At 64.2% G+C, this 12575-nt stretch carries 13 protein-coding genes and 1 pseudogene; 11 read left to right on the top strand and 3 right to left on the bottom strand.

Annotated features, from left to right (window positions below; all coding sequences use genetic code 11):
* Nucleotides 1–147: 147 nt before the first annotated feature.
* Together ggt and DM806_RS13930 are read right to left on the bottom strand one after the other, a co-directional pair.
* Nucleotides 148–1848 carry a gamma-glutamyltransferase gene (gene ggt, locus DM806_RS13935; RefSeq protein WP_179043803.1) on the bottom strand — a complete coding sequence of 567 codons (1701 nt, stop codon included), beginning with the start codon at nt 1846–1848 and terminating at the stop codon, nt 148–150.
* Nucleotides 1849–1908: 60 nt separating this feature from the next.
* A complete protein-coding gene (locus DM806_RS13930) occupies nt 1909–2997 on the bottom strand; it encodes a quinone-dependent dihydroorotate dehydrogenase (RefSeq protein WP_179043802.1) in 1089 nt (362 codons plus the stop codon).
* A gap of 361 nt (nt 2998–3358) precedes the next feature.
* Here DM806_RS13930 and DM806_RS13925 point away from each other — a divergent pair, with 361 nt between their 5' ends.
* The 11 genes from DM806_RS13925 (at nt 3359) to DM806_RS13875 (ending at nt 11667) form a co-directional block, all read left to right on the top strand.
* The gene (locus DM806_RS13925) at nt 3359–4303 is read left to right on the top strand and encodes a helix-turn-helix transcriptional regulator (protein ID WP_179043801.1); all 945 of its coding nucleotides are present in this window, start codon (nt 3359–3361) and stop codon (nt 4301–4303) included.
* A gap of 114 nt (nt 4304–4417) precedes the next feature.
* Nucleotides 4418–4861, top strand: a complete 444-nt coding sequence (locus tag DM806_RS13920; protein ID WP_179043800.1) for an RrF2 family transcriptional regulator — start codon at nt 4418–4420, stop codon at nt 4859–4861.
* A complete protein-coding gene (gene sufB, locus DM806_RS13915; RefSeq protein ID WP_179043799.1) occupies nt 4858–6342 on the top strand; it encodes a Fe-S cluster assembly protein SufB in 1485 nt (494 codons plus the stop codon). Before DM806_RS13920 ends, sufB begins: the two co-directional genes overlap by 4 nt.
* A 132-nt stretch (nt 6343–6474) precedes the next feature.
* Entirely contained in the window at nt 6475–6930 is a 456-nt protein-coding gene (locus DM806_RS13910; protein WP_179043798.1) for a hypothetical protein, read from the top strand.
* A 16-nt stretch (nt 6931–6946) separates the two neighbouring features.
* Nucleotides 6947–7693, top strand: coding sequence for a Fe-S cluster assembly ATPase SufC (gene sufC, locus DM806_RS13905; protein ID WP_179043797.1), 747 nt, complete (start codon nt 6947–6949; stop codon nt 7691–7693).
* The gene (locus tag DM806_RS13900; RefSeq protein ID WP_179043796.1) at nt 7690–8442 is read left to right on the top strand and encodes a SufD family Fe-S cluster assembly protein; all 753 of its coding nucleotides are present in this window, start codon (nt 7690–7692) and stop codon (nt 8440–8442) included. The genes sufC and DM806_RS13900 overlap by 4 nt, the downstream gene beginning before the upstream one ends.
* Nucleotides 8439–9650: a cysteine desulfurase gene (locus DM806_RS13895; RefSeq protein WP_179043795.1), complete on the top strand. Its 1212-nt coding sequence runs from the start codon at nt 8439–8441 to the stop codon at nt 9648–9650. The genes DM806_RS13900 and DM806_RS13895 overlap by 4 nt, the downstream gene beginning before the upstream one ends.
* The gene (locus DM806_RS13890) at nt 9643–10119 is read left to right on the top strand and encodes an SUF system Fe-S cluster assembly protein (protein WP_179043794.1); all 477 of its coding nucleotides are present in this window, start codon (nt 9643–9645) and stop codon (nt 10117–10119) included. The genes DM806_RS13895 and DM806_RS13890 overlap by 8 nt, the downstream gene beginning before the upstream one ends.
* Entirely contained in the window at nt 10119–10478 is a 360-nt protein-coding gene (locus DM806_RS13885; protein ID WP_179043793.1) for a HesB/IscA family protein, read from the top strand. The genes DM806_RS13890 and DM806_RS13885 overlap by 1 nt, the downstream gene beginning before the upstream one ends.
* Before the next feature lie 25 nt (nt 10479–10503).
* Nucleotides 10504–11316, top strand: a complete 813-nt coding sequence (locus DM806_RS13880; RefSeq protein WP_179043792.1) for an SDR family NAD(P)-dependent oxidoreductase — start codon at nt 10504–10506, stop codon at nt 11314–11316.
* A 183-nt stretch (nt 11317–11499) separates the two neighbouring features.
* Nucleotides 11500–11667: a hypothetical protein gene (locus DM806_RS13875; RefSeq protein WP_179043791.1), complete on the top strand. Its 168-nt coding sequence runs from the start codon at nt 11500–11502 to the stop codon at nt 11665–11667.
* A 77-nt stretch (nt 11668–11744) separates the two neighbouring features.
* Here DM806_RS13875 and DM806_RS13870 read toward each other — a convergent pair.
* Nucleotides 11745–12505: pseudogene (locus tag DM806_RS13870) on the bottom strand (IS5 family transposase).
* Nucleotides 12506–12575 lie beyond the last annotated feature (70 nt).

Here is a 12575-nt window from a genome sequence, read left to right as displayed (position 1 = left end):
CACCCCGGCCTTGAGCCGGGGTCCCGCTGCCTGTTTAAGTGCTGGGCCTGGAAGAAGAAGCGGGATGCCGGGTCAAGCCCGGGATGACGTGGAATAAATGTCGGACGTCCGGCCACTATCGACCTCTCCGAGCGACCTGCCCTCACCTCATTCCTGCAACGACACGCCGGGGCTGCGCGGGTCGGCGGCGCCGACCCAGCGGCCGTCGGGCATCCGCTCCGCCGCATTGGCCTTAAGGCCGAGGCGGTTGACGGTCACGCGGTGGCCCAGCTTCTCCAGCGGCGCCTTCATCGCTTCCAGCGAGGTGCCCTGTTCCAGCACCAGCCCGTCGCCGTTGAAGAAGATCAACCCGTGCGCGATCGAGTCCTGCGCCGACAGGCCCCAGTCGAAATGGGCGATCAGCGCCTTGGCCACCTGCATGATGATGGTCTTGCCGCCCGCCGCGCCGACGGTGAAGATGGGCGTGCCCGCCTCATCATAGACGATGGTCGGCGACATGGAGGAGAGCGGCCGTTTGCCCGCCTCCACCCGGTTGGCGACGGGCTTGCCGTCCTTTTCCGGGGTCAGGCTGAAATCGGTCAGTTCATTGTTGAGGATGACGCCGTTCGCCACCAGCTGGCTGCCGAAGAAGCTTTCGATGGTGGAGGTCCAGGCGGCGATGTCGCCATCATGGTCGACCGCGACGAAGTGGCTGGTGCCGCTTTCGGCTTGGGGCAAGGCGGTCGTGCGCGGCTGCGCGCCGGGCGGCGTGCCGGGTTTGTAGGTGGTGAGCGCCTTGTTGAGGCGGATCAGCGAAGAACGCTGTTTGAGATAGGCGGGGTCGATCATGCCGCCGATCGGCACCGAGACGAAATCGGGATCGCCGAGCCAGGTGTCGCGGTCGGCATAGGCCAGTTGCATCGCTTCACCGATGACATGCCAGGAGCGCGGATCATCCTTGCCCCACTGCGCGAGCGGGAAGCGTTCCACCATGCCAAGAATTTCGAGCACGGTGATGCCACCCGACGACACCGGCCCCATGCCGCACACGGTATAGACCCGATATTTGCCGCAAACCGGCTTGCGCGGCTTGGCCTGATAGGCGGCGATGTCGGCCTCGGTCATCGGCACCGGATTTTTCGGCGCATTGGTGACGGCGGCGGCGAGCAGCTTCGCATTCTCGCCGGTGTAGAAGGCGTCCGGCCCTTCCGCCGCGACGCGCTTGAACAGAGCAGCGAGTGGCGGGTTTTTGAGGATCGTGCCCTTGGGCGCGGGCTTGCCGTCGATCCAGAAATATTTCTGGATCTCGGGGAAGTCGGCCCAGATCGGCGCGACCGCGCGCATGGCGGTGTCAAGCCGCTCGCGCACCTCGAACCCGTCCTGCGCATAGCGGATGGCAGGCTGGAACAGGTCGGCCCAAGGGAGCTTGCCCCATTTTTTGTGCGCATCCCAGGCAAGGCGGAGATTGCCCGGCACGCCCACGGAGTAGCCGCCGGGCCAAGCCTGGCGAAAGGGCATCACCTTGCCATCGGGACCGATGAAGCGGTCGGGACGCGCGGCGGCAGGGGCGGTTTCGCGCCCGTCGATCGATTCCAGCAGGCCGGTGCGGCCGTCATGGTGCATCAGAAAGCCGCCGCCGCCGATGCCGCTATTGTGCGGCTCCACGACGTTGAGGGCGAGCATCATCGCGATCGCCGCGTCGGTGGCGCTGCCGCCCTGGCGCAGGATGTCCTGCCCCGCCTGCGCGGCGCGCGGGTCGGCGGCGGACACTGTGGCGTTGGTCGATACCGGCTCACGGGCGAAAGCGGTGGCCGGGATCAGGGAGATGAGGGCGAAGGGGGCCAGCAGGCCGGTCAGGCGGGACGTCATGCCCGGCACCCTATCGCCGCGACAGCGCTTCGCAACCCCGTGATAGACCGGGGTTATGGATCAAATGTCCACGCCGACCAGATCGGCGATGTTGCGCACCCCGTCGCGGATCATCAGCATCTTCAACTCGGCATTGATGCGCTTCGCCAGATACGGCCCTTCATAGACCAGCGCGCTGTAGAGCTGCACCAGCGAGGCGCCGGCGCGGATGCGGGCATAGGCCTGCGCACCATTTGCTATGCCGCCGACCCCGATCAGCGGCAGCTTCGTGCCCAGCAGGCGGCGGAAATCCTTGAGCCGCGCCTGCGACAGGTCGGTGAGCGGCGCACCGGACAGGCCGCCCGTCTCCCCGGCATGGGCCGATTGCAGCGCGGGGCGGGTGATGGTGGTGTTGGACACGATCAGCGCGTCGATGCGATGGTCGATGCAGGCGGCGGCGATATCCTCGACATCGGCGGGTTCGAGATCGGGCGCGACTTTCAGGAAAATGGGAGGCACGCGCCCCCCATTTTGTGTCGTGTCGCTGCCCCGTGCGGCCATGACCGCGCCGAGCAGATCGTCGAGCGCCGCCCGCCCCTGAAGCGCGCGCAGGCCCGGCGTGTTGGGCGAGGAGATGTTGACCGTCAGATAGTCGGCCAGCGGCGCCATGCAGGTGACGCCGGTCACATAATCGGCAATACCGCGCCCGGCGGCGGTCGCGTCCTTGTTCGCGCCGATATTGATGCCGATCACCGGCCCTTCGCCCCGTGGGCGACGATAGCGGGCGATGCGGTCGGCCGCGGCGCCCTGTCCGCCATTGTTGAAACCGAAACGGTTGATGACGGCGCGATCCTCCACCAAGCGGAACAGGCGCGGCTGGGGATTGCCCGGCTGGGCGAGCGGGGTCAGCGTGCCCAGCTCGGCAAAGCCGAAGCCCAGGCCATGCATCTTGTGCGCGACCCGGCCATCCTTGTCATAGCCTGCCGCAAGCCCGACCGGGTTGGGGAAGCGGATGCCCGCGACCGTCGTTTCCAGCATCGGATCGGTCGGCAGCGGTCGCGGCGTCGGCATCATCCGCAGCGCAGCGATCGACAGATTATGGGCGCGCTCGGCATCGAGCGTGAAAAGCAATGGGCGGATGAGGCGGTAGGGAGTCGAAAAAGATAACATAGGCGCGCGCTATGCCAGCGCCGCACGCAGCCGTCGAGTCACTGTGGCTGATCGGTCACATGCGCCCGACAATGACATTTCATGACAGGAAACGTCATGAATGAGACCGTTTCGGACGGGAAAATGTCCGATCCATCCAATAAAATTTCACTGATTCGGGCGTAAAGCCGTCTTGCGACCCGAAGGCTCTTAGGCCAATGGCCGAATGAGACCTTTTCCTGACCCGGCGGTGATGAACCGCCGGGTCATTTTTTTCCTGCGCATTTTCATCGCCGAAAAGAGGCATGAAAAATGCGCTTTTCCCGCCCGGTCCCTTGCACCCGGACGGGATTGGCGCATAGTTGTCGCCTGGGGTGTAAATATGGGGTTGCATCAGAAGAACGGGCGAGGCGGCAATGTCGCCTTGCCGGATCATGGGGGACCGCTTTCCTATGCCGTTGCCGCGGCGCAAGGCCCGGTCCGGTTGCGCTATTTCGCGCCGCCCGAACATCTGCGCGCCTATTTCGGATCGCTCTATCTCTTCAGCGTATCGGCCGACAATTATGCCGATGCGACCCGTGCCGACGTGCCGCAATTGCGCTTCATGCTGACGGGCAGCGGGGATTATCATTTTCAGGACGGGGCGGTCATGGCGACGCCGCCGGTGTGCCTGCTGGGGCCGACCATGGGGGCAACCCGCTTCGCGCTGGAAGGACAGGCATGCGTTCTGGGCGTGTCGCTGCTGCCGGCCGGCTGGATGTCGCTCCATGGGGGGGATGCGAGCGGACTGGCCGATCGGCTGTGCGACCTGGTGGCAGAACGCGGACCGGCCTATGGCGCGCTGCTGGACCGCTTGCGCGAAATGGAAGACGGGCAGGCCGAAGACATGGCCGCCTTATGCTGGAAGGAATTGGGACGCCTGGTCAAACCGGTGCGCCAGGCGATCTGGGAATTGCTGGCAGCGGTCGATGCCTGGCTGATCGGCGAAGGGTCGCCGCGGATCGAGGCGCTGGTGGAGACCACCTCCTTGTCGCCGCGCCAACTGGCACGACTCACCAACAAATATTATGGCGCGCCGCCCAAGCTGCTCGCCCGTAAATATCGCGCGCTGCGCTGCTCGGCCCGGATCGCGCTCGACGGCGATAGCTGGCAGCAATTGTGCGAGGAGGCAGGCTTTTACGATCAGTCGCACTTCATTCGGGAGATCAAGCATTTCATCGGCCTGACCCCGCACCAGTTGCAGACCGAGCCGACCGCCGTGGCGCAGCTGACCCTGCTGCGCCGTTCGCTGGGCAGCGACGTGGCGGTGCTCAATCGGTTGAGTTAGCGCGCCCCAAGCAAAAATTCCTTGATTCAGGACCCGCTTGCGACCACATGCCCCCAATCGGATGGAATCAGTCCGATTTGAGAATGGTTCGCAACTTGGGACGTGCCGGAAGCTATGAAACTGTCGAGCTTCGCCGATTATGCGGTCGTGCTGATGTCCGCCGCCGCGCGCCATTGCGGCCACGCTGCGCTTGACGCGGCGGGTAATCAAAGATTCACGCGGATGAACGCGACGACGCTGAGCGCGGAAACCGGCATCCCGCTGCCCACGGCGCAGAAGCTGGTGAGCCGCCTGTCGGCCGCCGGTCTGCTCGAATCGAGCCGCGGCACCGGCGGCGGCGTGCGACTGTCGCGCCCGCCCGCCGCCATCACCCTGGCGGACGTGGTCGAGGCGGTCGAAGGGCCGATCGCCATGACCGCCTGTAGCGAACAGGGTGCGCATGACTGCAATCTGGAAAGCGATTGCCGCATTCGCCCGCACATGAATGTCGCGAACAATGCGATCCGCGAGGCGCTCGCGGGCGTCACCATCGCCAGCCTGACACGAGAAATGGCATGACCGAAGAAACGACCACGATTCGCAACCTCGAAGCGCATGAGGCCGCCGAGCGCGCCTCCACCTACGAGCATGGCTGGTCGTCGGCCATCGAGCAGGATTTCGCGCCCAAGGGCCTCAACGAGGATACGGTCCGCTTCATTTCGGCCAAGAAGAATGAGCCGGAATGGCTGCTGGAATGGCGGCTGAAGGCCTTCGCCATGTGGCAGAAGATGGAATCGCCGGACTGGGCCAAGCTCAACATTCCGCCGATCGACTATCAGGACGCCTATTATTATGCCGAGCCGAAGAAGAAGGCGGAGCTGAACTCGCTGGATGAGGTCGACCCGGAAATTCTGGCGACTTATCAGAAGCTGGGCATTCCCATCGCCGAGCAGGAGATGCTGGCGGGCGTGAAGAGCAGCCGCAAGGTCGCGGTCGACGCCGTGTTCGACAGCGTCTCGGTCGCCACCACCTTCCGCAAGGAGCTGGAGGAAGCGGGCGTCATCTTCCGCTCGATCAGCGAGGCGGTGCGCGAATTTCCCGATCTGGTGAAGAAGTGGCTGGGCAAGGTCGTGCCGATGCACGACAATTATTTCGCCACCTTGAACTGCGCGGTCTTTTCCGACGGCACCTTCGTCTACATCCCCAAGGGCGTGCGCTGTCCGATGGAACTCAGCACCTATTTCCGTATCAATGCGGAGAATACGGGGCAGTTCGAGCGGACTTTGATCGTCGCAGACGAGGGCAGCTATGTCTCCTATCTCGAAGGCTGCACCGCACCGATGCGCGACGAGAATCAGCTCCACGCCGCGGTCGTGGAACTGGTCGCCCTGGATGATGCCGAGATCAAATATTCCACCGTCCAGAACTGGTATCCGGGCGACGAGAATGGCAAGGGCGGCATCTATAATTTCGTGACCAAGCGGGCGCTGTGCCAGGGCCGCAACAGCAAGGTGTCTTGGACGCAGGTGGAAACCGGGTCGGCGATTACGTGGAAATATCCGTCCTGCGTGCTGAACGGCGAAAATAGCGTGGGCGAGTTCTACTCCGTCGCGCTGACCAATAATCTGCAACAGGCCGATACCGGCACCAAGATGATCCACAATGGCAAGGGGTCGCGTTCGACCATCGTGTCCAAGGGCATCAGCGCGGGTCGCTCGAACAATACCTATCGCGGGCTGGTGCGCGTGGCGCCGGGCGCGGAGGGCGTGCGCAACTTCACCCAGTGCGACAGCCTGCTGCTGGGCGACCAGTGCGGCGCACATACCGTGCCCTATATCGAGGTGCGCAATCCGAGCGCGCAGATCGAGCATGAGGCGACGACGAGCAAGATCAGCGACGACCAGCTATTCTACGCGATGCAGCGCGGGCTGGATCAGGAAAGCGCGGTGAGTCTGATCGTCAACGGGTTTGCGAAGGAAGTGCTGCAACAGCTGCCGATGGAGTTCGCCGTCGAGGCCCAGAAGCTGCTGGGCATCAGCCTAGAAGGCAGCGTGGGCTAAATTTGTCCTGCGCCTTCCCATCATGCCGGACTTGATCCGGCACCCCGCTTTTCATGGGTGGGGCGTGAAGGCAGTGGGACCCCGGATCAAGTCCGGGGTGACGTGGATTTGAGAGCTTGAAGGACGAGTAAGTTGAGCGACGAAGACGATATCCAGGATGCCCTCGCCGATTTCGCGGAGGATGTCGGCAATGGCCAAGCGTGGACCGCCGCGATCCGTATCCTGACCGAGGATTATGAGCTGGAGGAAGGCGAGCTTCAGGCCCGTGCCGCCAAGGATTTCGGCGATCTCGATGCGTTTGAGGCGGAGAGTCGCGCCGCGCTGGAGAAGGGCGACGTCGCCTTCACCGAGAAGCTGCGCACCGACAAGGCGTTCCACAAGGCGAAGGCGCCCAACCTCGCCCGCATGGGTCCGGTCAGCGAATTCGTCGTCGCGCTGCTGGAAAAGGGCGCGCCGGAGCCGGGCGCCGACTGGTGGCCCTATATGCCGATCAAGCGCCATATCGACACGCTGTTTCCCGCGCCGGGCGACGTGCGCGACATGGCTTTCTGGACCGCGCGAACGCTCCAGCGCGCGCAGGGCAAGTGATTTTCGGGGATAAGTGATGCTGACGATCGAAAACCTCACCAACGAAATCGACGGCAAGGCGATCCTCAAGGGTCTGTCGCTGTCCATCAACGCGGGCGAAATCCACGCGATCATGGGGCCGAACGGCGCGGGCAAGTCGACGCTGGCCTATACGCTCGGCGGCCGTCCGAACTATGAAGTGACCGGCGGCACTGCAACCTTCGAAGGTATGGACCTGTTCGAGATGGAGCCGCATGAACGCGCCGCGGCCGGCCTGTTCCTGGGCTTCCAGTATCCGGTCGAGATTCCGGGCGTCTCCAACCTGCAATTCCTGCGCGAGAGCCTCAATTCGCAGCGCCGCGCGCGCGGAGAGAAGGAACTGAACGGCGGCGAGTTCATCAAGCTGGCCAAGGAAAAGGCCGGTCTGCTGGGCCTCGACATGGAGATGCTGAAGCGTCCGGTGAATGTCGGCTTTTCCGGCGGCGAGAAGAAGCGCGCCGAAATGGTGCAGATGGGCATCCTCGACCCCAAGCTGGCGATCCTGGACGAAACGGACTCGGGCCTCGACATCGATGCGCTCAAGACCGTGGGCGCGGGCATTAACGCCATCATGCGCAAGCCCGACAAGGCCGTGCTGCTCATCACCCATTATCAGCGGTTGCTCGACTATGTGAAGCCGGACTTCGTCCATGTGCTGGCGGCGGGCCGGATCGTGAAGTCGGGCGGTCCCGAGCTGGCGCTGGAACTGGAACGCGAAGGCTATGCTGATGTGGTGGCCGCGTGAACGCCCTGACGCTGCCCACCCGCAAGGCCGAAGAATGGCGCTATAGCGACCTGGACGCGCTGGCAACCGTGTGGCCGACGCCCGCGCCGACCCGCATCGACGTGGCTGCGGGCGAAACGGCGCGCCACCATCTGTTGCAGGATGCGGTCGATGGTGCGGCGGCGGTGCATGACTATGTCATCACCATCGCGGACGGGGCGCGGTGCGATTTCCATGTGCTCAACATCGGCGGCAGACTGGGGCGTGTGACCTTCACCGTGACGCTCGGCAGCAACGCGCATTTCGAACTGAACGGCGCGATCATCGGCGGCGGCGATCAGACGCTGGAAATCATCACCAGCGTCACCCATGCGAAGCCGGATTCGACCAGCGGCCAGACCATAAGGTCGATCCTGGGGCAGCGCGCGACGGGCAGCTATCTCGGCAGCATCAATGTCGCGCGCGATGCGCAGCGCACCGATGCCTTCCAGTCGATCAAGGCGATGCTGCTGGACCGCACCGCCACGGCGAACGCCAAGCCGGAGCTGGAAATCTACGCCGACGACGTGAAATGCGCCCATGGCGCGACGGTGGGCGAACTGGACAGGCAGGCCCTGTTCTACATGGCGTCGCGCGGCATGGACCCGGCGACCGCCAAGACGCTGCTGCTGCGCTCCTTCGTTGCCGGCGTGTTCGACGATGTCGCGGACGAGGCGGTCAAGGACAGCCTTGAAGCGGCCGCGCTTGCCAAGCTGGGGGCGCTGGTATGACCGATCTCGCCCAGGGGTTGCGATTGCGGGACGACTTCCCCGGAGTCGGCGACTGGCATTATCTGGACAGCGCCGCCACCGCGCAGAAGCCCAATGCCGTGATCGACGCCATCGCCCGCGCCTATGGCCCGGACTATGCGACGGTCCATCGCGGCGTCTATGAGCGGTCGGCCAATATGACGCTGGCCTATGAAGCGGCGCGGCGAAAGGTCGCGGGCTTCATAGGCGCGGCTTCGGACAGCGAGATCGTCTATGTCCGTGGCGCGACCGAGGGCATCAACCTCGTCGCGCAATGCTGGGCGGGGAAGCAACTCAAGGCAGGCGACCGCATCCTGCTCTCTTGCCTAGAGCATCACAGCAATATCGTGCCGTGGCAGATCGTGGCGGAGAAGGTCGGCGCGGCGATCGACGTGGTGCCGCTGATGGAAGATGGCCGGATCGACCTGGACGCCATGCGCGCCATGATCACGCCGCAGCATCGCATGGTCGCGCTGGCCCATGTGTCGAACGTACTGGGCAGCGTCCTCGATTGCCGCCGCGCCGCCGACATCGCCCATATGGTCGGCGCGAAGATTTTGATCGACGGCTGTCAGGCGGTGCCGCGGCTGGCTGTCGATGTGCAGGCGCTCGATTGCGACTTCTACGTCTTTTCTGCGCACAAGCTTTATGGCCCGACCGGCATCGGCGTGCTGTGGGGCCGCAAGGAACTGCTCGACGCCATGCCGCCCTATCAGGGCGGCGGATCGATGATCGACAAGGTGACGTTCGAAAAGACGACCTATGCTCCCGCGCCGACGCGGTTCGAGGCAGGGACGCCGCATATCACCGGCGTCGTCGGCCTCTCTGCCGCGATCGACTATGTGCAGGGCATCGGGCTGGACGCGATTCACGCCCATGAATGCGCGCTGGTGGCCAAGGCGCGGACCGCTCTGGAGCAGATCAACAGCGTGCGCGTCTTCGGGCCCGACGATTCGGCCGGCATCCTTTCTTTCGAGGTCGAGGGGGTGCATCCACACGATGTCGGCACCATATTGGACGAAACGGGCGTCGCGATCCGGGCCGGCCATCATTGCGCACAGCCGCTGATGCGCCATCTGGGCGTCGAGGCGACCGCGCGGGCCAGCTTCGGCATCTACAGCGACGACAGCGACGTGGATGCGCTGGTGCAAGGACTTGAACGAGTGAGGAAAATCTTCGCCAATGACTGAATCTCATTCCGAGGAACGCAAGATTCTGGTGGAAGAAGTGGACGCGGTGGAAACCCCGCCCAAGGCGCGGGTCGAAGAGTCGTTCGATTCTGGCCAGCGCCAGCGCGACTATCTGGACGGGTTTCTGGCGCAGAAGCCTGCGGAACTGCCCGCTGGTGAGCCGGGAGGCGATCTCTATGATGCGATCATCGACGCGCTCAAGGAAATCTTCGACCCCGAAATTCCGGTCAACATCTATGATCTGGGCCTGATCTACGGCGTGGACATCACAGATGGCGGCCATGCGGTCGTCACCATGACGCTGACCACGCCGCATTGCCCGGTAGCCGAATCTATGCCCGGCGAGGTCGAACTGCGCGTCGGCGCGGTGCCCGGCGTCGGCGATGTCGAGGTCAACCTCGTCTGGGATCCGCCATGGGATCCGGGCAAGATGTCGGATGAGGCCAAACTCGAACTGGGAATGCTCTGATGACTGTCGAGACCAAGACCCGCGCCCGCCCCGCCGCCGTCGTCCTGACGCCGAGCGCGGAAGCCCGCATCGCCGACCTGATGCGCCAAGCGCCCGAAGGCACGATCGGTGTCAAGCTCTCCACCCCCAAGCGCGGCTGCTCGGGGCTGGCCTATTCGGTCGACTATGTCTCCGAGGAAGTCCGGTTCGACGAGAAGATCGAGACGCCCGGCGGCATCTTCTACATCGACGGTGCGTCGGTGCTCTATCTGGTGGGATCGACGATGGACTGGGTGGAGGATGACTTCACCGCCGGCTTCGTGTTCAACAATCCCAATGCCAAGGGCAGCTGCGGCTGCGGCGAGAGCTTCACGGTCTGAGCATCTGCCGAACGGAGATGGTGTGATGCCGCACATGCTCATCCTCGGCATGGGCTATACCGCCTCACGCCTTGCCAGCCGACTACGCGCCGAGGGCTGGCGGATCAGCGGCGTCCGTCGCGCGGCCGATGCCGAGGCGCTCGCCTTCGATGACGTGAGCGCCGTGCGCGCCACGATCGCGCAGGCCACGCACATCCTATCCTCCGTCCCGCCCGAAGGCGATGCCGATCCCGTCCTGACCCGTTACGGCGCGGACATGGCCGCAGCACCGGCGATCTGGACCGGCTATCTGTCTTCCACCGGCGTCTATGGCGATGCGGCGGGGGCATGGGTCGATGAAAGCAGCGCCATAGGCTTTGGCCGCCGCGCCGCTCGCACGCAGGCCGATACGGATTGGGGCGCGCTTCGCCCTGACATGCGCCGTTTTCGCCTACCGGGCATCTATGGTCCCGGCCGATCGGCGCTCGATCGGGTGCAGGAAGGACGGGCGCATCGCATCGACCTGCCCGACCAGATATTCAGCCGCGCCCATGTGGACGATATCGTCGCGGGTATTGCCGCCTCGCTCCATCGGGGGCCGCCGGGCATCTATAATCTGTCGGACGACCTGCCCTGCGCGCAGAACCGACTGATCGAGGAAGCCTGCGCGATACTGCGCCAGCCCGTGCCGCCGCTGCTGACGCTGGAGGAGGCGCAACTGTCGCCGATGGCGCGGTCCTTCTACGCCGAAAATCGCCGGGTCGCCAATGGCAGGGCCAAGCGGTTGCTGGGCTGGGCGCCACGCTATCCGACCTATCGCGAGGGGCTGCGCGCCTGCCTATGGAGCGCGCTGCATTGAATTCGATGCTGGGCGCGCGCTCCAGTTTGCGTGGTCGCATCGTTGAAGCGGAGCCGAAGGCCAGCGTAGCTAAAACCGGTTCTCACTTTTCCGCACGATGCTCTGATTCGGTTCGCCGCATGGTTTACGCCTTGTTAACCGAGGCCGTCGACAAGCGGGATATCGCTTCATAAGGGATGTCCCATGACCCGTATCGACAGCCAAATTGACAGGGCCTTTTCCGCGCTCAGCCACCGGATGAACGATGTCGCCATGCCCGGCCGCGCGACCGCCTCGCCGGAATCGATCGCCAGCCTGCTCGACAAGGTCAATGCCGCCAAACTGCGCTACCAGCCGGGCGCGATGCGGTAATTGGTTGACCGCGATTTCCGAGCCGGCGGGCGATACCGCCCGCCTCGAAATCGCTCTAGGCTGAGGTGACGATTTAATCATTTGAGCCAGAGCATGATGCTGGCGAGTTTGACAAATCCGAGGAAGTTGGGGGCGAGCTTGTCGTAGCGTGTTGCGATGCGCCGCCATTGTTTGAGTTTGGCGAAGAATCCTTCGATGCCCCAACGCTGTTTGTAGGCGATGCGGTCGTAGCCGTGTTGGTACTTGCGGTGGCGGCGTGGTGGGATGACCGGCTCGCCGCCTTGCTCGTAGATGAGGTCATGCAGGCGGTCGGCATCGTAGGCGCGATCCGCCAGCACCTTGCCTGCCGGGATGCCCCGGATCAGGTCGCAGGCTGGAGCCATGTCGTTTTGCTGTCCGGGGCCAAGAATGAAGCGGATCGGCAGACCGAGGGCATCGACTACGGCGTGGATTTTGGTGCCGAACCCACCTCTCGACCGCCCGAGAGCCTGGGCTTGAACGCCCCCCTTTTTATCCGAGCCCCTGCCGCTTGAGCCTGAGCGCGGATGACAGTGGCATCGATCGCCAGCCATTCGATGTCGGGATCATCGGACACCGCCGCGAATATCCGGTCGATCACACCCTGCTCGATCCAGCGATAATAGCGCCGCTTGGCTGTCTGATAGGGACCAAAGCGTTCGGGAAGATCGCGCCAACGACCGCCTGAGCGCGCCAGCCACAGCAAGGCATCGAGAAAACGCCTGCCGTCGCTACGCGGACCACGCTTACCCTTGCGCCCGCCCGGAACGAACTCCCGCAATCGCTCCCATTGATCGTCCCGAAGTACCTCGCCTTCCACACCAGCCTCCAAAAGCCACTGTTGAATCACAAAGACCCGGCGCCGTGAATCCCTAAAATGTCACTACAGC

The sequence above is a fragment of the Sphingobium lactosutens genome (assembly GCF_013393185.1).
GTDB classification, from domain to species: Bacteria; Pseudomonadota; Alphaproteobacteria; order Sphingomonadales; family Sphingomonadaceae; genus Sphingobium; species Sphingobium lactosutens_A.
The sequence above is the reverse complement of the archived record's forward strand: the minus strand, read 5'-3'. Positions and strand labels throughout refer to the sequence as shown.

What these genes read in the sequence shown, in the direction of transcription:
- DM806_RS13890 (WP_179043794.1), top strand. Translation starts at nt 9,643, where the DNA reads ATGACTGAATCTCATTCCGAGGAACGCAAGATTCTGGTGGAAGAAGTG.
- sufC (WP_179043797.1), top strand. Translation starts at nt 6,947, where the DNA reads ATGCTGACGATCGAAAACCTCACCAACGAAATCGACGGCAAGGCGATC.
- DM806_RS13895 (WP_179043795.1), top strand. Translation starts at nt 8,439, where the DNA reads ATGACCGATCTCGCCCAGGGGTTGCGATTGCGGGACGACTTCCCCGGA.
- DM806_RS13930 (WP_179043802.1), bottom strand. Translation starts at nt 2,997, where the DNA reads ATGTTATCTTTTTCGACTCCCTACCGCCTCATCCGCCCATTGCTTTTC.
- DM806_RS13880 (WP_179043792.1), top strand. Translation starts at nt 10,504, where the DNA reads ATGCCGCACATGCTCATCCTCGGCATGGGCTATACCGCCTCACGCCTT.
- DM806_RS13920 (WP_179043800.1), top strand. Translation starts at nt 4,418, where the DNA reads ATGAAACTGTCGAGCTTCGCCGATTATGCGGTCGTGCTGATGTCCGCC.
- DM806_RS13885 (WP_179043793.1), top strand. Translation starts at nt 10,119, where the DNA reads ATGACTGTCGAGACCAAGACCCGCGCCCGCCCCGCCGCCGTCGTCCTG.
- ggt (WP_179043803.1), bottom strand. Translation starts at nt 1,848, where the DNA reads ATGACGTCCCGCCTGACCGGCCTGCTGGCCCCCTTCGCCCTCATCTCC.
- DM806_RS13875 (WP_179043791.1), top strand. Translation starts at nt 11,500, where the DNA reads ATGACCCGTATCGACAGCCAAATTGACAGGGCCTTTTCCGCGCTCAGC.
- DM806_RS13925 (WP_179043801.1), top strand. Translation starts at nt 3,359, where the DNA reads ATGGGGTTGCATCAGAAGAACGGGCGAGGCGGCAATGTCGCCTTGCCG.
- sufB (WP_179043799.1), top strand. Translation starts at nt 4,858, where the DNA reads ATGACCGAAGAAACGACCACGATTCGCAACCTCGAAGCGCATGAGGCC.